The 17352-nt window shown below is 73.7% G+C and carries 16 protein-coding genes; 8 read left to right on the top strand and 8 right to left on the bottom strand.

All coding sequences use genetic code 11. The features are described from left to right. Positions 1 to 49 precede the first annotated feature (49 nt). The 3 genes from ACGFMP_RS28790 to ACGFMP_RS28800 all read left to right on the top strand — a co-directional run bounded on the left by ACGFMP_RS28790 (position 50) and on the right by ACGFMP_RS28800 (position 2232). The gene (locus ACGFMP_RS28790) at positions 50 to 709 is read left to right on the top strand and encodes a helix-turn-helix domain-containing protein (protein WP_393675948.1); all 660 of its coding nucleotides are present in this window, start codon (positions 50 to 52) and stop codon (positions 707 to 709) included. After that, on the top strand, positions 706 to 891 hold the full coding sequence (locus ACGFMP_RS28795; RefSeq protein WP_393675949.1) for a DUF6126 family protein: 186 nt from the start codon (positions 706 to 708) through the stop codon (positions 889 to 891). The genes ACGFMP_RS28790 and ACGFMP_RS28795 overlap by 4 nt, the downstream gene beginning before the upstream one ends. Positions 892 to 984: 93 nt before the next feature. After that, positions 985 to 2232: an amidohydrolase gene (locus ACGFMP_RS28800; RefSeq protein ID WP_393675950.1), complete on the top strand. Its 1248-nt coding sequence runs from the start codon at positions 985 to 987 to the stop codon at positions 2230 to 2232. Positions 2233 to 2239: 7 nt separating this feature from the next. Here ACGFMP_RS28800 and ACGFMP_RS28805 read toward each other — a convergent pair whose 3' ends face one another. Continuing rightward, positions 2240 to 3214 carry an NAD-dependent epimerase/dehydratase family protein gene (locus tag ACGFMP_RS28805; protein WP_393675951.1) on the bottom strand — a complete coding sequence of 325 codons (975 nt, stop codon included), beginning with the start codon at positions 3212 to 3214 and terminating at the stop codon, positions 2240 to 2242. 126 nt (positions 3215 to 3340) lie between these two features. Between ACGFMP_RS28805 and ACGFMP_RS28810 the strand changes: the two genes are divergently transcribed. Continuing rightward, entirely contained in the window at positions 3341 to 3784 is a 444-nt protein-coding gene (locus tag ACGFMP_RS28810; RefSeq protein ID WP_393675952.1) for a MarR family winged helix-turn-helix transcriptional regulator, read from the top strand. A 103-nt stretch (positions 3785 to 3887) separates the two neighbouring features. Here the strand turns inward: ACGFMP_RS28810 and ACGFMP_RS28815 are convergent, their stop codons facing one another. The 3 genes from ACGFMP_RS28815 to ACGFMP_RS28825 all read right to left on the bottom strand — a co-directional run bounded on the left by ACGFMP_RS28815 (position 3888) and on the right by ACGFMP_RS28825 (position 7149). Further along, positions 3888 to 4184 (bottom strand): hypothetical protein, encoded by a 297-nt coding sequence (locus tag ACGFMP_RS28815; RefSeq protein WP_393675953.1) that lies wholly within the window; start codon positions 4182 to 4184, stop codon positions 3888 to 3890. Between the two features lie 63 nt (positions 4185 to 4247). Beyond that, positions 4248 to 5516, bottom strand: a complete 1269-nt coding sequence (gene thrS / locus ACGFMP_RS28820; protein ID WP_393675954.1) for a threonine--tRNA ligase — start codon at positions 5514 to 5516, stop codon at positions 4248 to 4250. Positions 5517 to 5712: 196 nt separating this feature from the next. Further along, a complete protein-coding gene (locus ACGFMP_RS28825) occupies positions 5713 to 7149 on the bottom strand; it encodes a serine/threonine-protein kinase (protein WP_393675955.1) in 1437 nt (478 codons plus the stop codon). Positions 7150 to 7381: 232 nt separating this feature from the next. On the opposite strand from ACGFMP_RS28825, the gene ACGFMP_RS28830 reads away from it, so the two are divergent. The 3 genes from ACGFMP_RS28830 to ACGFMP_RS28840 all read left to right on the top strand — a co-directional run bounded on the left by ACGFMP_RS28830 (position 7382) and on the right by ACGFMP_RS28840 (position 12402). Further along, on the top strand, positions 7382 to 8941 hold the full coding sequence (locus tag ACGFMP_RS28830; RefSeq protein WP_393675956.1) for a Re/Si-specific NAD(P)(+) transhydrogenase subunit alpha: 1560 nt from the start codon (positions 7382 to 7384) through the stop codon (positions 8939 to 8941). Between the two features lie 6 nt (positions 8942 to 8947). Beyond that, a complete protein-coding gene (gene pntB / locus ACGFMP_RS28835) occupies positions 8948 to 10354 on the top strand; it encodes a Re/Si-specific NAD(P)(+) transhydrogenase subunit beta (protein ID WP_393675957.1) in 1407 nt (468 codons plus the stop codon). A gap of 260 nt (positions 10355 to 10614) precedes the next feature. Further along, the gene (locus ACGFMP_RS28840) at positions 10615 to 12402 is read left to right on the top strand and encodes a cation:proton antiporter (protein ID WP_393675958.1); all 1788 of its coding nucleotides are present in this window, start codon (positions 10615 to 10617) and stop codon (positions 12400 to 12402) included. A 24-nt stretch (positions 12403 to 12426) separates the two neighbouring features. Here ACGFMP_RS28840 and ACGFMP_RS28845 read toward each other — a convergent pair whose 3' ends face one another. The 4 genes from ACGFMP_RS28845 to ACGFMP_RS28860 all read right to left on the bottom strand — a co-directional run bounded on the left by ACGFMP_RS28845 (position 12427) and on the right by ACGFMP_RS28860 (position 16094). Next, entirely contained in the window at positions 12427 to 13383 is a 957-nt protein-coding gene (locus ACGFMP_RS28845) for a DUF389 domain-containing protein (protein WP_393676048.1), read from the bottom strand. Positions 13384 to 13524: 141 nt separating this feature from the next. After that, positions 13525 to 14355, bottom strand: coding sequence for a slipin family protein (locus ACGFMP_RS28850; RefSeq protein ID WP_393675959.1), 831 nt, complete (start codon positions 14353 to 14355; stop codon positions 13525 to 13527). A gap of 151 nt (positions 14356 to 14506) precedes the next feature. Further along, positions 14507 to 14944, bottom strand: a complete 438-nt coding sequence (locus ACGFMP_RS28855; RefSeq protein ID WP_393675960.1) for a MarR family winged helix-turn-helix transcriptional regulator — start codon at positions 14942 to 14944, stop codon at positions 14507 to 14509. Between the two features lie 16 nt (positions 14945 to 14960). Beyond that, a complete protein-coding gene (locus tag ACGFMP_RS28860) occupies positions 14961 to 16094 on the bottom strand; it encodes a PP2C family protein-serine/threonine phosphatase (protein WP_393675961.1) in 1134 nt (377 codons plus the stop codon). Positions 16095 to 16320: 226 nt separating this feature from the next. Here ACGFMP_RS28860 and ACGFMP_RS28865 point away from each other — a divergent pair, with 226 nt between their 5' ends. Continuing rightward, the gene (locus ACGFMP_RS28865) at positions 16321 to 17205 is read left to right on the top strand and encodes an aldo/keto reductase (RefSeq protein WP_393675962.1); all 885 of its coding nucleotides are present in this window, start codon (positions 16321 to 16323) and stop codon (positions 17203 to 17205) included. The last annotated feature ends 147 nt before the right edge of the window (positions 17206 to 17352 follow it).

Raw genomic sequence — 17352 nt, forward strand, 5'->3', positions numbered from 1 at the left:
GCGGGGCAAAAACTTTGCCCCTCAGGTACGGAAGCGGTTCCATGGAGTCATGGCAGACCACCAGTCCCCCGCCGCCCCCGAGGAAGACCTCGTCCTGGCCCCGCGACTGCGGGACCTGCGGCGGGCGGCCGGGCTCACCCTGGAAGGTGCGGCCGGCCGGGCCGGACTGTCCGCTGCGCATCTGTCGCGGCTGGAGTCCGGACTGCGCCAGCCCTCGCTCCCGGTGCTGCTCGGGCTCGCCCGGATGTACGGGACCACGGTCTCGGACCTGCTCGGCGAGACCACCGGCGAACCCGATCCCATCGTACGCGGCGCCGACGCCGCCGCGGTGCCGGCCGGCGGCTGGACCTACTGGCGGGCCGGCGGCAACGGCCGGGCCATGCAGGCACTGCGGCTGCACATCCCGGCCGGGGCGCAGCGCGCGCTGGTACGGGTGCACGCCGGCGAGGAGTGGCTCTACGTCACCGGCGGCACGCTCGACCTGGCGCTCGGCGAACGCACCCACACCCTCGCCCCCGGCGACTCCGCGCACTTCGACTCGCTGGTGCCGCACCGGCTGGCCGCGGCGGGCGACGCGGGGGCCGACGTGCTGTTCGTTCACACGCTGATGCAGAGCGAGACCTCCGCGCTGTGCGTCGGCGCCCCCTCCCGCACCACCGCCGCGCTCCCCGCGGCGCACCGTATCGCCACCCCAGGAGACCGGACATGACCATCGACAGCACCCCGCACGACGCCCGCCCGGTCACGCCGGTCGTCGTCCCCACCACCAACGGCAGCGAGAAGCGCAAGCAGCGCGGGGTGATCACCCGGGTGCTGGTCTACGTGGTGGTCGCCCATCTGCTCGCGGCCTACCTCTTCTTCCTCTTCGAGGTCGCCGCCAAGCACGGCTGACCGGCAGGGCCGCCGCCCCCGCGGCGCCGGCGTGGTCGAATGGTCCGCACGCACGGCCCCGAGCGGTGGGACCTGACAGTGGAAGGTGACCCGATGGCGCTGACCGACGACACGTGGCAGACCGAACTCCTGCCGGGGCTCGAGGCGCTGTACGAGGATCTGCACCGCCATCCCGAACTTTCAGGGCAGGAGCACCGCACCGCGGCGAAGGCCGCGCAGGCGCTGACCGCCGCGGGCTACGAGGTGACCGAGGGCGTCGGGGGCACCGGCGTGGTCGGCGTGCTGCGCAACGGCGAGGGGCCCGTGGTGATGCTGCGCGCGGACATGGACGCGCTGCCGGTGCGCGAGGAGACCGGGCTGCCCTACGCCTCCGAGGTCCACGCGGTGGGCGCCGACGGCGCGAGCGTGCCGGTCGCGCACGCCTGCGGCCACGACATGCACGTGGCCTGCCTGGCCGGGGCGGCGGCCCTGCTCGCCAGGATGCGCCAGCGCTGGTCGGGGACCGTGCTCGCGGTCTTCCAGCCGGCCGAGGAACTGGTGGCGGGCGCGCGGGCGATGATCGAGGACGGCCTCTTCGAGCGCTTCCCGCGGCCCGGCATCGTGCTCGGCCAGCACGTCGGGCCGCTGCCGGCCGGGATGATCGGGTACCGCGAGGGCGCCGTGATGGCCGCGGCCGACTTCGCGGACATCGAGCTCTTCGGGCGCGGCGGCCACGGGTCGCGGCCCGAGGCGACCGTGGACCCGGTGCTGATGGCCGCATCGGTCGTGGTCCGCCTGCAGGGCATCGTGGCGCGGGAGGTGCCGGCGGCGGAGACCGCGGTGGTGACGGTGGGGCGGCTGCAGGCCGGGACGAAGGAGAACATCATCCCGGACACCGCGCAGCTGGGCATCAGCGTGCGCTCGTACACCCCGCAGGTGCGCCGGCTGGTGAGGGACGCGGTCGAGCGGATCGTCAACGGCGAGGCGGCGGTCAGCGGGGCGCCCCGGCCGCCGGTGATCACCTGGAAGGAGGCGGCGCCGGTCCTGGTCAACGATGGGGACGCGACAAGGGCGGTGCTCGCGGACCTGGCGGCCCACTTCGGGCAGGAGCGGATGCTGCCGCTGCCGCCGATCGCGGCGAGCGAGGACGTCGGCCTGTTCGGCGAGGCGGCGGGGGTGCCCACGGTCTTCTGGTTCTGGGGCGGCCCCGATGCCGCGAGCGTGCTGGCGGCCTTCCGGGAGGGCACGCACGACCAGTTGCCGAGCAACCACTCCCCCGGCTTCGCCCCGGTCGTCCAGCCCACCCTGACCACCGGCGTGGAGGCCCTGACGGTCGCGGCCCTGGGCAGGCTCGGCGGCTGAGCCGCGGTCAGCGCGCGTTGCCCGCGCCGAGCCAGCCGAGGTAGTCGGCGACGGCACGTGCGGTGTCGTACGCGGGGGCGTACCCGGTGTCCTGCCGCAGGCGGGTGATGTCCAGGCAGATGTCGGCGGGGGCATGCGGGGCGCGGCCCGGCGGAAGGCCGATGGGGGCGGCGGGCGCGTGCGCGGACAGGGCCGCAAGGATGTCGGCGTTGGTGGTCACGCGGCCCGAGGCGACGTTGTAGGTGCGGTGCCCGAGCGCCGGCGCCAGCTGGAGCAGTGCCAGGGCCCGACCGCAGTCCCTGGCGTAGATCAGGTCGGTGCCCTGGTCGGCGTACGCGGGCGTGTACAGCGCCGACAGGTCGGGGGCGACGCCGCGGGCGGCGGCGTGGACGAGTTGCGGGGCGGCGAAGAACACCGACGCAGGGCGGCCCAGTGGCCCCCAGACCGCGGATATGCGGGCGTTGACCAGCTCCACTCCGGTGGCCGCGGTGAGATGGTCGGTGAGCAGTTCGCCGATCTTCTTGAACGCCGGGATGACATGACCGGTCGTCATCGGCAGCGGCAGGTCCTCCCCGAGCCGTGTGCCCGCATCCCCTGCGGCCCCGGCGTAGACGCCGATGGTGCTGGCGACGACGACCCGGGCGACCTTCCACTCGGCCGCCGCCCGCACGACGGTGAGCAGGCTGTCGAGCGCCGCGCCGGCCGCGTCCACCGGGTCGGCCCCGCCGGGCGGCCAGGGCACGGACCCGGCGAGGTGGACGATGCCGGTGACGCGGTGCCGGGCGCCGATCCCCCTCACCCGGTCCCGGTCGGCGAGGTCGGCCTGCTCCACGAAGAGCCGGGTGCCGTGCTCGGCGGCGAGGGCCGCGGGCATTTCGGTGACGGCACGCCGCTGGAGCAGTACGCACGACTCGCCGAGGTCGAGCAGTGCGCGTGCCGTGTGCGTGCCGATGAAGCCCAGGCCGCCGGTGATGAGGATCATCCGAAGTACTCCGTTGCTGGGTCGGTGCGTCCGGTCGGCGGCATGCGCAATCGCGTCGTCGACCTGATCGTCAGGCATGAAGAACGTCAGCTCTACTGACGTTCACGCTAGCTGTAGAATCCCCTGGTGTCCAACACACCGCCGGAGCTGAGCGGCCGGCTCGGCCATCTCCTGAAGCACGCGCAGCTGCGGCTCGCCGAGCTGAGCGCGCAGGCGCTCGCGCCGTTCGGCATCAGCGGGCGCGAACTGGCGGTGCTGCTCGTGCTCGCCGCGCAGGAGGCGGCCTCGCAGCAGCAGGCCGCGGGCCGGCTCGGCGTGGACCGGACGACGATGGTCGCCTTCCTCGACACCCTGGAGGGCAAGGGCCTGGTGGCACGCCGCCCCGACCCCGACGACCGCCGCCGCAATGTCGTCGTCCTCACCGCGAAGGGCACCCAGACCCTCCGGGATGCGACCGCGGCGAGCGACGCGGCGGAGCGCGCCTTCCTGGCCCCGCTCACCGCACCCGACGCGGCCGGCTTCCGTGCCGCGCTCAGGGCCGTGGCACTGCACGACGACGCCACGGCCTGACCGGCCGTCCCCTGCCCGTCGGCGCCCCCGGTGCGGCCGCCGCCACGATGACCCGCCGCGGCCTCCGGCGTCTCGCGGGCGGCAGCGCGTCCCGGGACGGCCCTCAGCGACCCGCGGGCGGTTCCTGCGTCTCCCCTGCGGCCAGACGGCTCCTCAGTTCGGCGAGCCACGCCCGTATCTGCTCGTCGTCGTGCAGGTAGCCGCCGTACTGGTCCGCGGGCAGGTCGATTCCGTGCAGGAGGTTCAGCGCCCACCACGAGAGGTCGTCCCAGGACAGGGCGTCGTCGTCCACCCATCGTGCGGCCCAGCGGTCGGCCTCGTCCCTGGTCAGCCGCCCCTCGACGAGCGCGGCGAAGCACTCCTCGATCTCGCCGGGGCTCGGCCGGCGGTCGGCGTCCATGCCCCGACGGTAGCCCGCGGGGCCGGCGCCGCGGGCCTCGGGGCACCGCAGGCGCCTGGCATGTCAGGCCGCGCCGCTCCCGTCGTCCCACAGGTCCGCGTCGCGGGTGCGCAGTCGGGCCGCGATCCTTCGCACCGCCTCCGCCGCCGGCAGCGGTCCGAGGCGGCGTCCGTCCCGCAGCCGGAGCGCGAGGTCGCCTGCGGCTGCCTCGCGGGGGCCGAGCACGGCCTGGTAGGGGGCGAGGCGGGCGGCTCTGATCCTGGCGCCGAGGGTGCCGTCCGCCGGGTCGGCGGCCTCGGCGCGAAGGCCCTGGTCGAGGCAGACTTCCAGCAGCGCGGCGGCATGGGGCGCTTCGGCCTCGGTGAGCGGCTGAAGCACCAGCTGCACCGGGGCGAGCCAGCCGGGGAAGGCACCGCCGTGCTGCTCGATGACCTGGGCCACGGCCCGCTCCACGCTGCCGACGATGCTGCGGTGGACCATCACCGGGCGGTGCTTCGCCCCGCCGGGGCCGACGTATTCGAGGCCGAACCGCTCGGGCTGGTGGAAGTCGACCTGGACGGTGGACAGGGTGCTCTCCCGGCCGGCCGCGTCCGCGACCTGGATGTCGATCTTGGGACCGTAGAACGCGGCCTCGCCCGGCGCCACCTCGTAGTCGAGACCTGAGGCCTCCAGCGCGTCGGTGAGCAGCGCGGCGGCCCGCCGCCAGCTGTCCTCGCCGCCGGCGTACTTCCCGCCGGGGCCCGCCAGCGACAGGCGGTGACGTGCGGCCACGATCCCGAGCGCCGCGTAGGCACGCCCGATCATGGCCAGCGCGGCCCGCGCCTCTTCGGCGACCTGGTCGAGGGTGCAGAAGATGTGGGCGTCGTTGAGCTGGATCGCCCGTACCCGGGTCAGGCCGCCGAGCACGCCGGACAGCTCGGAGCGGTACATCCCGCCGAGTTCGGCGATCCGCAGCGGGAGTTCGCGGTGGCTGCGGGCACGGCGGCGGTAGATCAGCGCGTGGTGCGGACACAGGCTGGGGCGCAGGACGAACTGCTCGCCGCCGACGTCCATGGGCGGGAACATGTCGTCGCTGTAGTGCGACCAGTGCCCCGAGATCTCGTAGAGCTCCCGTTTGCCCAGCACGGGCGAGTACACGTGCCGGTAGCCGGCGCGGCGTTCGGCGTCGCGGATGTACTCCTCCAGCGCGTGCCGCACCGCCGCGCCCGCGGGCAGCCAGTAAGGCAGCCCGGCGCCGACGAGCGGGTCGGTGTCGAACAGGGAGAGCTCGCGGCCGAGCCTGCGGTGGTCGTGCATGGTGGTCTCCTCGCGGACGGCGGGGCGGGTGACCACACGGCGAAGCCCCGGGGCACCCGCCCCGGGGCTTCGCTCACGGACATCGGTCAGCGCGCCGGGACGTACTCCGGCGTCGTCGTCAGTCCTCGGCGTCTCATGCCGCGGACGCTAGCAGGGCGGCGGCAGGGCGCGCAGGCGGTTTTCCACCCGCACGTGCCGAGTCCGTGCCGCCGGGCCCCCTCGGTGCCCGCCGTCACTCCTCGGGGCTGTAGTACGCCAGGGTCGCGTCGAACCCGGCCATCCAGGCGTCGAGTTCCGCGGGCCTGCGGGTGGTGACCTCGCAGGAGTGGAGGGTGCCGTCGCGGAGGGCGAGGGCCACGACGAGGACATGGCCGCGGCCCCGCCCCTTCTCGCACCAGGCGACGTCGACCGCGGGCCAGGGGATCTCCGCGACCCGGCCGTTGTTGCCGAGCGAGATGCCCGCCCGGTCGAGGACGACCGCGTTCCTGCGGTCCATCGCCAGGAATTCGGGCTCGGGCGGCCCCGCGAAGGCCCCGCCCGGCGGCGGGATCGGGGCACCGGGGAGATATGGCGACGGCGGCAGGGCGGGCGCAGCGGCGGCCGCGGGAGGGGGGTAGGCGGGCATCGCGGGCACGGCGGGCGGGGGTGCGTCCCGCGGCGCGTACGGCTCGTTCCCGGCGGCCCGCCCGTACGGCCCGACGGGCACCTCAGGCGCGGCGGGCACGGGCGCCGCCGGCACCTCAGGCACGGCGGGCACGGGCGCCGCCGGCACCTCAGGCACGGCGGGCACGGGCGCCGCCGGCACGGACGGCCCTGCCGCCTCCCGAGGCCCCCGCGGCCTCGGCGGCGCGAGGTCGTACGACGTTCCCGCGGGCCCGGACGACGCGGGGCCGTCGTGCAGCGGGCTGAGCTCGTCGAGGAGCTGCCCGGTGGTCGGCCTGCGCCCAGGGGACTTGTCCAGACAGGCGGCGACCAGCGGCCGCAGTCGCTCCGGCACGGCGGACACGTCGGCCTCGTGGTGCACCGAGCGGTAGACGAGCGCCACCGGTGTGCCGCCGCCGAAGGCGCTGCCGCCGGACGCCGCGACCAGCACCGCCCCGAGCGCGAAGACGTCCGCGGCGGGACCGACATCCAGTCCCTCGGCCTGCTCGGGCGCGAGGAACCCGGGCGTGCCGAAGGCCGTGCCCGTGGCGGTGAGCCGGGCGTCCTCCATCGCGCGGGCGATCCCGAAGTCCAGTACGCGGGGGCCGTCTTCGGCCATGACGATGTTGCCCGGCTTCAGGTCCCTGTGCACCAGGCCGCAGCGGTGGATCGCCTGGAGCGCCTCGGCGAGCGCGGCCCCGAGACCGCTCAGCCGCGGCTCGTCCATCGGCCCCTCGGCGGCCAGCAGCCCTGCCAGCGTCGGTCCCGGCACGTACGCGGTCGCCAGCCACGGCGCCGGGGCGTCGGGGTCGGCGTCGACCACCTGTGCGGTGTGGAACCCCCCGACCCTGCGGGCCGCCGCGACCTCCCCGCGAAACCGCGCCCTGAATCCCGGATCCGCGGCCAACTCCGGCCTGACGACCTTCACCGCCACCAGCCGCCCGCCGCGCGAGCGGGCAAGCCACACCGTCCCCATCCCGCCCTCGCCGAGCTTGCGCTCGACGCGGTGACCGCCGATCCACTCCACGCGACCCCTCCCACGTCCGACCCGGCGATTATGACGAAGCACACGCCCCGTTCCCGCACCGACCGCCACCTTGGCAGCCGGGGCACAGCGGGACGCGCGGGTGGTTTTCGGGCAGCCGGAAGCGGCGGCGCGCCGACTGTGCCCGGTTCGTGGCCCCGGTCCTTGCGAACTGCGGCTACCTTCCCGGTAGTCATTGCCTCATCCGAGGTGGTTCGCCGACCAGAGAGGACCCATGATGAGTCAGTCAGGGCAACGAGTGGGCGTCGTGGCAGAGTCACGGGCCGGGGAGACGCGGGTGGCGGCCACCGCGTTGACGGTAGCCCAACTGCGTGACCTCGGCTACCAGGTGGTGGTGGAGGCCGGCGCGGGTCTCGGTGCAAGCCTGGCCGACGATGCCTACAGGGACGCTGGAGCCGGCATCGGGAGCCGTACGGAAGTGTGGGGCGCCGATGTCGTCCTGGCGGTCAACGCCCCCTCAGCGGAGGAGATCGCGCTGCTGCGGGACGGCTCGACACTGATCTCGCTGCTCGGCCCGGCGCACAATCCCGACCTGCTCGACGCGCTCGCGCAACGCCCGGTGACCGCGCTCGCGATGGACGCGGTGCCGCGGATCTCCCGGGCCCAGTCGCTCGACGTGCTCAGCTCGATGGCCAACATCGCCGGCTACCGGGCGGTGGTGGAGGCCGCGCACGCCTTCGGGCGCTTCTTCACCGGCCAGGTCACCGCTGCGGGCAAGGTGCCGCCGGCGAAGGTCCTGGTCGCGGGCGCCGGGGTGGCCGGGCTCGCGGCGATCGGCGCGGCCGGCAGCCTGGGCGCGATCGTGCGGGCGACCGACCCGCGGCCCGAGGTCGCCGACCAGGTCAAGTCGCTGGGCGGGGAGTACCTGTCGGTGGAGTCGGCGGAGGCGGAGGTGAGCGCCACCGGTTACGCCAAGGAGATGTCGGACGACTACAACACCCGCGCCGCCGCACTGTACGCGCGGCAGGCCCCCGAGGTGGACATCATCATCACCACCGCCCTGATCCCGGGCAGGCAGGCGCCGCTGCTGATCACCGAGGAGATGGTGGCGAGCATGCGCCCCGGCAGCGTGATCGTCGACATGGCGGCGGCGCAGGGCGGCAACGTGGCGGGCACGGTCGCCGGCGAGGTGGTCGTCACCGCCAACCAGGTGTCGATCATCGGCTACACCGATCTGGCGGCCCGGCTCCCCGCGCAGGCCTCGCAGATGTACGGCACCAACCTGGTGAACCTGCTGAAGCTGCTGACCCCCGGCAAGGACGGGCAGTTGACGCTGGACTTCGACGACGTGGTGCAGCGCTCGGTGACGGTGGTGCGGGACGGGGAGAAAACCTGGCCGCCACCGCCGGTCCAGGTGTCCGCCGCACCGGCGGCCGGGGCGGCGGCCGCCCCGGCCGCGCCTGTCGTCCCGACGGCGCGCAAGGCGGCCTCGCCGGGCCGCACCTACGCGCTGGTGGGTCTGGGAGCGGCGGTGCTGTTCCTGGTGACGGCCTTCGCGCCAGAGCAGCTGATCGGCAACCTGACGGTCTTCGTCCTGGCGATCGTCATCGGCTACTACGTGATCGGCCATGTCCACCACGCCCTGCACACACCGCTGATGTCCGTGACCAACGCGATCTCGGGCATCATCGTGGTCGGTGCGATGCTCCAGATCGGGCACGCGCACACCGCCGTGACGGTGCTGTCCTTCGCGGCGGTACTGCTGGCGTCCATCAACATCTTCGGCGGCTTCGCCGTGACCCGGCGCATGCTCGGCATGTTCGCGAAGGACTGAGCGACAATGACTGCATCGACTGCCGCACAGGCGGCCTACGTTGTCGCCGCCCTGCTGTTCATCCTCTCCCTTGCCGGGCTGTCCCGGCACGAGACCTCGCGCTCCGGAGTCGCCTACGGCATCGGCGGCATGGCCATCGCGCTGGCGGCGACCATCGGTCTGGCATCGCGCAGCATCGCCGCGACCGGGATCGGGCTGCTGGTGCCGGCCATGGTGATCGGCGCCGGGATCGGCCTGTGGCGGGCCCGCCGGGTGGAGATGACCGGCATGCCGGAACTCATCGCGATACTCCACAGCTTCGTCGGCCTGGCCGCGGTCCTCGTCGGCTGGAACGGCTACCTCGACGTCGAGGCCAAGGGGGCGGCGCAGCACGAGATCGCCTCGGACCTGCTGCGCATCCACCACGCCGAGGTCTTCATCGGCGTCTTCATCGGGGCGGTGACCTTCACCGGGTCGATCATCGCCTTCCTCAAGCTGTCGGCGCGGATCAAGTCGAGCCCGCTGATGCTGCCCGGCCGCAACGCGATCAACATGGGCGGGCTCGCCGCCTTCGTCGCGCTGACCGTCGCCTTCGTGGTGTCACCGCACCTGTGGCTGCTGATCGCGGTGACCGCGGTGGCGCTCGCGCTCGGCCTGCACCTGGTCGCGTCGATCGGCGGCGGCGACATGCCGGTCGTCGTCTCGATGCTGAACAGCTACTCCGGCTGGGCGGCGGCCGCGTCGGGCTTCCTGCTCGACAACAACCTGCTGATCGTGACCGGTGCGCTGGTCGGCTCCTCGGGCGCGTATCTGTCGTACATCATGTGCACCGCGATGAACCGGTCCTTCCTTTCGGTGATCGCGGGCGGTTTCGGCATCGAGACCGGTCCCGCCGACACCACGGAGTACGGGGACCACCGGGAGATCAATGCCGAGGACACCGCGAAGCTGCTGCGGGACGCCACATCGGTCGTCATCACCCCCGGCTACGGCATGGCGGTGGCGCAGGCCCAGTACCCGGTGGCCGATCTGACCCGCAGGCTGCGCGAGCGCGGGGTGGACGTGCGCTTCGGCATCCACCCCGTCGCGGGCCGGCTGCCCGGCCACATGAACGTGCTGCTGGCCGAGGCGAAGGTGCCGTACGACATCGTGCTGGAGATGGACGAGATCAACGACGATCTCGCCGCCACCACGGTGGTCCTGGTCATCGGCGCGAACGACACCGTCAACCCGGCGGCGATCGACGACCCGGGCAGCCCGATCGCCGGCATGCCGGTGCTGCGGGTGTGGGACGCGGAGAGCGTCGTCGTCTTCAAGCGGTCGATGAACCCCGGTTACGCCGGGGTCCAGAACCCGTTGTTCTTCCGCGAGAACAGCCAGATGCTCTTCGGCGACGCCAAGGAGCGGGTGGAGGACATCCTGCGGGCGCTGTGACCGTCCCTGCGCGGGGGCGCCACCGCCGCCGCCCCCGCGCAGGAACGGCGGTACCGGTCGGCGAGGTCCCGCGGGTGGGCCGCCGGCGCGGGAGCGTTTGGGCCGTCCGGCGGATACGGGGGCCGCGGGGGACGGTGCCCGCGCGTCGCCCCGCGGCGGCCGGCAGCGGGCGTGGTTGAGTCGCCGGACCGGGGTGCGCCCGACGACCGGCGCGGGCCTGCGCCGCGCCCGCCGGAGGCGGCGCCTGGAGGGCACAGAACGTGACGCAGGACCAGGTGTTCGCCGGCCTCGGGCTGACCGTGGCCCTGGCCGTCGGCTCGCAGCTGCTGGCGAGCCGGCTGCGCGTCCCGGCCCTGCTGGTGCTGCTGCCCGTCGGGTTCGCCGCGGGCGCGCTGACGGACGACGTCGATCCGGTGCGGCTGCTCGGCGACGCCTTCGCGCCGATGGTCTCGCTCGCGGTCGCGGTGGTCCTCTACGACGCGGGCCTCGGCCTCGACGTGCGGCGGCTGCGCGGGCACCCCCGCCGCGTGGTGGTCCGGCTGATCTGGGTGGGCGTGCTGGTCACCTGGGCGGCGACGGCGCTGCTCGCGGTGCCGCTGCTGGGCATGTCGAAGCGGTCGGCGGTGATGCTCGGTGCCGTCCTCGTGGTCTCGGGACCGACTGTCGTCGGGCCGCTGCTGAACTTCGTGGGGCCCAGGGAGCGGTTGCAGCGCATCCTGGTCTGGGAGGGCACGCTGATCGACCCGGTCGGCGCCGTCCTCGGCGCGCTGGTCTTCCATGCCGTACTCGCCGCCGACCACCGGGGGGTGGCGGCGCGGGTGGGGCAGTTCGCGGCGAGCACCGGGATCGGCCTCGCGGGCGGCGCCGTGGGCACGGCGGCGCTGTGGCTGATCCTGCGCCGGCTGCGGCCCGACGAGGTGCTGGGCACGACGGTGCAGCTGGGGGTGGTGGTCGGGCTGGCCGCGGCCTGCGACGTGGTCCGCGACGACACGGGCCTGATCGCGGCCGTCGCCATGGGGGTGGCGCTGGCGAATCTGCCGGGGCTGGACCTGCCGGCCCGCCGGCCGTTCTTCGAGACACTCGTGTCGCTGGTCATCGGGCTGCTCTTCGTCTCGATCTCGGCGACGGTCACTCCGCAGTCGCTGCGGCACGTGGTGCTGCCGGCGCTCGGCCTGGTCGCCTTCCTCGTCCTCGCCGTCAGACCGCTGGTCGCCGCGCTCGCCACCTTCCGCACGGATCTCCCCCGGCGGGAGAGGGCGTTCGTGGGCTGGATGGCGCCCCGGGGCATCGTGGCCGCGTCCACCGCCTCGACCTTCTCCGCTGCCCTGGTCGCACAGGGCGTCGGCGGGGCCGCCAGGATCCTCCCGGCGACCTTCGTGGTGATCGTCTCCACCGTCACGCTGTACGGGCTGACCGCGCTTCCGGTGGCCCGATGGCTGCGGGTGCTGCGTACGGCCAGGTCGCGCCCGCTGCTGGTCGGGGGCGCCGACTGGGTGGTCGACCTGGGCCGTGCGCTGAGCTCCGCCGGGCTCGACGTGCTCATGTGGGCGGGCGTGGACCGGGAGCGTGAGCGGATCACGCGGGCCGGGCTCGAGCTGGCACCCGGCGAGCTGCTCGCGGACGCCACCGGCGCCGGCGCGGAACTCGAGGGGATCACCGGAGTGCTGCTGCTGACCGCGGAGGACGACTTCAACGCGCTGGCGGCGATGACCCTGCGCGGAGGCATCGAGGGCCCGGTCCACCGGCTCGGGGCGCCGAGCAGCCGGCACGGCGTGGTCGCCCCGTACACCGGTGGTGCGGCGCTCTTCGGCAAGGACCTCGACAGGTCCGAGCTGGAGCGCAGGTACCGGGGCGGGGCGCGGATCGTGACCGCGGCGGCCGACGCGGGGATTCCCGCAGGGCACCGGCTGCTGTTCCTCGTCAGGGCCGACGGGCGACTGCTCCCGGTCACGGAGGCCGACCGGCCGCTGCCCCGGCCTGGCGACCTCGCCGTACTGCTGGGCCCCTGCGGCGGGGACAGGGCTGCTGCGTCCGCGGCCGGGCGGTGAGCCGCCACCCGCGGCGGAAGGTCTTCACCGGCCGCGCACCGGGGCCGGGCGGCCGGTGCCGACGGAGCGCCAGATCGCGCGCTGGCACTTGAGGGTGGCGGTGCCGACCACGACCAGCACGACGACGTTGAGCAGCAGCTGGAAGAGCGAGCCGCGGGCCTCCGACCAGCTGGCGAAGGCGCAGGAGACCCCGATGTCGGCTGCCGCGGGGATGGTGGTGACGGAGATGAAGACGCCGAGCAGGGCGCTGGTCCTGGCCTCGGTCAGCGAGACGATGCCGATGACGCCGGCCAGCACCGCGACCACGACGGAGAAGAAGTTCGGGGTGTTGATCAGGTTGGACACGGGTCTGATCCCCCGGTCGAAGGCCTCGGGCTGGAGCCCGAGGCCCCGCACCACCAGGCTGAACAGGAGGGTCACCGCGACGGCCGCCGTGAAGCCGGCGGCCAGGGCCGCCAGGCCCTGGCGGACCCTGGTACCCGAGTGGCGGTCGATGCCGAGCGCGACGCTGGTGATGGCCCCGTACTCGGGTCCGACCACCATGGCCGCGACGATGAGGATCTGCGAGTTGGTGAGGATGCCCACGGCGCCGATCATCCCGGCGGCGACCAGCAGGAGGTGGAAGCTCGGGGGGTATCGGCCCTCGGCCCCGATGCGGGCCTCCACCTGGTCCCACACCGGCGGGCGCGGCCGCGGCCCGAGCACCTCCGCGCGGACCCGTGCGGCACGCTCGCAGAAGGCGGTGTCGACCGGGTCGAGGACGATGGACCCGCGGCGGTCGAGGCCGAGGTCCCGGAGCCCGCGCAGCACCTCGTTGGCGGCGCCGGTCAGCACGTCGAAGGCGATCGCGTCGCCGTCGGGATTGCGTGCGCTGCCCGGCTGGAGGAGCAGGTCCAGCACGCAGGGCTCCGCGCCGAGCAGGGCCATGGTGCGTTCCGTGAGGTCCAGCGGGCTCACCACCCGGACATGGAGCATGTCGATGGCAGAACCTCCGCGAGTCCGTGCGGTGCGCGTGCACGACCGCGGACCGGGCCGCCCCTCCATTGACGCCGCGCCCGCCGGGTACGGCAACCGGACACCGGCCGCCGGGGGCTCGCCACCGGGTGCGGGGCGGTGGGGGTGTCAGTTTCCCGCGTCGATCTCCGGCGGGTCCTCCCGGCCGGGCGGGCTGTCGACGGCCCGGGGCCCGCTCGGGGGGTCGATCCGCGGGACCGCGGTGTCCCGGTCCACGGGGCCGCGGCCCTGGTCCTCGACGAACCGGGTGACGGCCTTCGCGCTGTCGAGCAGCTGGGCGGGGAAGACGATGGTGCTGTTCTTCTCCGCCGCGATCTCGGCCAGGATCTGCAGATTCCGCAGCTGGAGGGCGATCGGGTGGTCGGCGATGACGTCCGCGGCCTCCGCGAGCCGGCCGGCGCTCAGCGCCTCGCCCTCGGCGGCGATGATCTTGGCGCGCTTCTCCCGCTCGGCCTCCGCCTGACGGGCCATCGCGCGCTGCATGGACGTCGGGAGCTCGATGTCCTTGAGCTCGACGAGGAAGACCTGCACGCCCCACTGCTGGGTGATGTTGTCCAGGATCTCCCGGATCGCCAGGTTGAGCGTCTGGGTGTCGGTGAGCACCTGGTCGAGGAGCGAGCGGCCGACGATGTTGCGGACCGTGGTCTGGGCGATCTGGCCGACCGCCTGGGCGACGTTCTCGATCTCCACGATCGCCTTGACCGCGTCCACCCTGCGGAAGTAGGCGACCGCGGCCACCCCGATCGACACGTTGTCCTGCGTGATCACCTGCTGTGACGGCACCGGCATGGTGACCGTGCGCAGGCTGACCTTCCACATCCGGTCGGAGAACGGGATCATGAAGTGGAAGCCCGGCCTGCGCACCCCGCGCAGCCGGCCGAGCCGGAACACCACCCCGCGCTCGTACTGCCGCACGATGGCGACTCCCATGTTCGGCATGTCGCATGCCTCCCGGTATCGGCTCCTTCCAGCATCCCTCGCCAGGCGCGGGTCCGCGCGGACACCAGGGGCCGGCCGTCCGCCCGCGGGGCCCGGGGCCACGGCTCCCGGCACCGGCGCACGCGTCCGCCGGCCCCGGGGCCGATCGCCGTCACAGGCTCTGGGCGAGCCGTTCGATCAGCGGCTCGGCGGCCATCAGCTGCTCCAGCTCGGCCCTGGTGAAGCGGGTGGCGAGGGCGTCGGCGAGCCGCTGGGTCCTGGCGTTGCGCCGGTTGCGGAGCATTTCCAGGCCGGACGCGGTGACCGACAGGACCACCCGGCGGCCGTCGTCCGGGTCGGAGCGCCGCTCGACCAGGCCGCGGGCTTCGAGCCGGCCGAGGGTGGCACCCATCGACTGCGGGCTGATCTGCTCCTGCTTGGCCAGCGTGCTGGACGTGGCGGGGCCGCCGCGGTCGAGCCGGGAGAGCGCCGAGGTCTCCGGGAGGGTCAATTCGCCGTCCACCTGCACCTGGCGCACCCGCCGGACCAGCAGCCGCAGGCTGGAGATCAGGGCTTCCGCCGCCCGACCGGCGTCGAGGTCCTCGGTCATGCCCTCAGGGTAACTGTTAAGCCCGACTTACCATATCGGGTCCCACGACATCGTCGCCGCCCGTTCCGACCTGGACGACCAGTGCCGCGATGTCGTCGTCGAGGCCGCCCCCGCTGAAGCGCAGCAGCCGCTCGTGCAGCAGGTCGAGCAGCCGGCGCGGGGGCGCCGGGTCCTGCTCGCGCAGCCAGTCCAGCAGCGGGAAGAAGGCGCCCGCCCGGTTGCGCGTCTCGGTGACGCCGTCGGTGTACAGGAGCAGCTGGTCACCGGGGGCCAGCAGGACGGTGTCGACCGTGTAGTCGCCGCCGATCAGCCCTGCCATGTTCAGCGGCGGCGAGACGGCGGACGGCTCCAGCGCGCGGACCTCCGCACCCCGCGTCACGATCGGCGCCGGGTGGCCGCAGTTGAGCACGGTCGCCTCGCCGCCGCCGCGGGGGATCTGGGCCAGCACCACGGTGGCGAACCGCTCGGTGGCCTCGTCGGAGGGGAAGGACGCGCTGTAGCGGACCATGCTGGTCTCCAGCCGCCGCGCCAGCCCGGCGAGGCCCGGTTCGTCGTAGGCCGCCTCGCGGAAGGAGTTGACCACGGCGCCGGCCACGCCGACGGCCGACAGGCCCTTGCCCCGGACGTCGCCGATCAGCAGCCGGACGCCGTACTGCGTGTCGACCACCTCGTAGAGGTCGCCGCCGATCCTGGCCTGCGCGGCCGCGGCGACGTACAGCGTCTCGACGGCCATCCCGCAGATCCGCCGCGGCACGGGCCGCAGCACCACCGACTGGGCGGCATCGGCGACCGAGCGGACCTGGAGCAGGGCGCGTTCGCGCTGCAGCCGGATGTGGCTGGCGTAGCCGGCCGCGGCGGTGACGGCGGCGATGGCGGCTCCGGTGAAGATGCTGGGCGGCTGGTGGGAGGAGATGTCGATGGTGACCACCACGGCCAAGGCCAGCACCCCGAGTGCCACGGTCGCGGTGACGGACCACATCGAGGCGGCGAGGGCGGGCGCGGCCGGCAGCAGCCGGCTGAAGGCGAAGTCCCTGGGGGTGGCCATGGACACCGCACCGAGGACCACGGTCAGCAGGATCGGCGCCATGGGCGGGCGGCGGCTCGGCCGGCGGGTGGCCGGGCGGCGCCTGGCTTGCTCGGTGGTCGTCACAGCAGCGAGCGTATCGGGGCGAAACGGAAATACCGCGCTGCCGCCGGGACCGGCGCAAGGCGCCGCGGGCGCTTCTCCGCCCCGCTTTCCCGTACCAGGTCAACTCCCCGCGGCACGGCATCGTTCCCGTTCCCGCTGTGACAATCACCCCTCCGGCAGGGCATTAACGGCACCCCGACCCGTAGGCGATACTCCGGTCTCCACCACGAGAGGAAAACGATCATCCATGGCCTCACACACCATCACCGCCGCAGCCGCAGGCACCTGGCGGCTCGGCGATCTGACGGTGAACCGCATCGGCTTCGGCGCGATGCGCCTGACCGGAAGCGCGGCCTTCGACCTCGGCGTGCCCAGTGACCGCGAGCGGGTGCTCGGGGTGCTGCGGCAGGCGGTCGAACTGGGCGTCGACCACATCGACACCGCCGCCTTCTACTTCTCCTCGCTGCGGTCGGCGAACGAGCTGATCGGCCGGGCGCTGGCGCCGTATCCCGACGACCTGGTGATCGCCACCAAGGTGGGCCCGGGACGGGACCCGTCGGGGCAGTGGCTGCCGCTGGCCAGGCCCGACCAGCTGCGCGGCCAGGTGGAGGAGAACCTGCGCCAGCTCGGCCGGGACCACCTGGACCTGGTCAATCTGCGCGTGATGCCGACCACCGAGCTCGCCGAGCACTTCGGCGCACTGTCCGATCTGCGGACGGCGGGGCTGATCCGCCATCTGGGCGTCTCCAACGTCACCAGCGCGCAGCTCGCCGACGCGCGGGCCGTCGCACCGGTGGTGTGCGTGCAGAACCTGTTCGGCCTCGACGACCGGCGCAGCACCGACCTGCTGCACGAGTGCGGGGACCTGGGCATCGCCTTCGTGCCCTTCTACTCCATAGCGGGCAAGGGCCGGGAGGAGGGCGCCCGCGGCGACAGCAGTGAGCAGCTGGCGGCGGTCGCCCGCGCGCACGGGGTCTCCACGGCGCAGGTCCGGCTGGCGTGGACGCTCGGGCTGGGCCCGCATGTGCTGGCCATTCCGGGGACCGGCGACCCCGCCCACCTCGCGGAGAACGTGGCGGCCGGCGCGCTGCGGCTCACCGACGAGGAAATGGCTCTGCTGAACGCGGCCTGACCCGTCCGGTCCGACAAGTCATGAATGAACTCATCCGATCTTTTACCGCTATTGCACAGGGCGCAACGGTGGAGGTCATCCCGTGAATGCTGCGCTTTACGGACAATTCGCTTATCTGGTCTGGACCCTTGACGGGATGTTTGTTTC

It is taken from the genome of Streptomyces sp. NPDC049040 (assembly GCF_043197715.1).
In the GTDB taxonomy this organism is placed as follows: domain Bacteria; phylum Actinomycetota; class Actinomycetes; order Streptomycetales; family Streptomycetaceae; genus Actinacidiphila.

What these genes read in the sequence shown, in the direction of transcription:
- ACGFMP_RS28790 (WP_393675948.1), top strand. Translation starts at nt 50, where the DNA reads ATGGCAGACCACCAGTCCCCCGCCGCCCCCGAGGAAGACCTCGTCCTG.
- ACGFMP_RS28795 (WP_393675949.1), top strand. Translation starts at nt 706, where the DNA reads ATGACCATCGACAGCACCCCGCACGACGCCCGCCCGGTCACGCCGGTC.
- ACGFMP_RS28800 (WP_393675950.1), top strand. Translation starts at nt 985, where the DNA reads ATGGCGCTGACCGACGACACGTGGCAGACCGAACTCCTGCCGGGGCTC.
- ACGFMP_RS28805 (WP_393675951.1), bottom strand. Translation starts at nt 3,214, where the DNA reads ATGATCCTCATCACCGGCGGCCTGGGCTTCATCGGCACGCACACGGCA.
- ACGFMP_RS28815 (WP_393675953.1), bottom strand. Translation starts at nt 4,184, where the DNA reads ATGGACGCCGACCGCCGGCCGAGCCCCGGCGAGATCGAGGAGTGCTTC.
- ACGFMP_RS28830 (WP_393675956.1), top strand. Translation starts at nt 7,382, where the DNA reads ATGATGAGTCAGTCAGGGCAACGAGTGGGCGTCGTGGCAGAGTCACGG.
- pntB (WP_393675957.1), top strand. Translation starts at nt 8,948, where the DNA reads ATGACTGCATCGACTGCCGCACAGGCGGCCTACGTTGTCGCCGCCCTG.
- ACGFMP_RS28850 (WP_393675959.1), bottom strand. Translation starts at nt 14,355, where the DNA reads ATGCCGAACATGGGAGTCGCCATCGTGCGGCAGTACGAGCGCGGGGTG.
- ACGFMP_RS28855 (WP_393675960.1), bottom strand. Translation starts at nt 14,944, where the DNA reads ATGACCGAGGACCTCGACGCCGGTCGGGCGGCGGAAGCCCTGATCTCC.
- ACGFMP_RS28865 (WP_393675962.1), top strand. Translation starts at nt 16,321, where the DNA reads ATGGCCTCACACACCATCACCGCCGCAGCCGCAGGCACCTGGCGGCTC.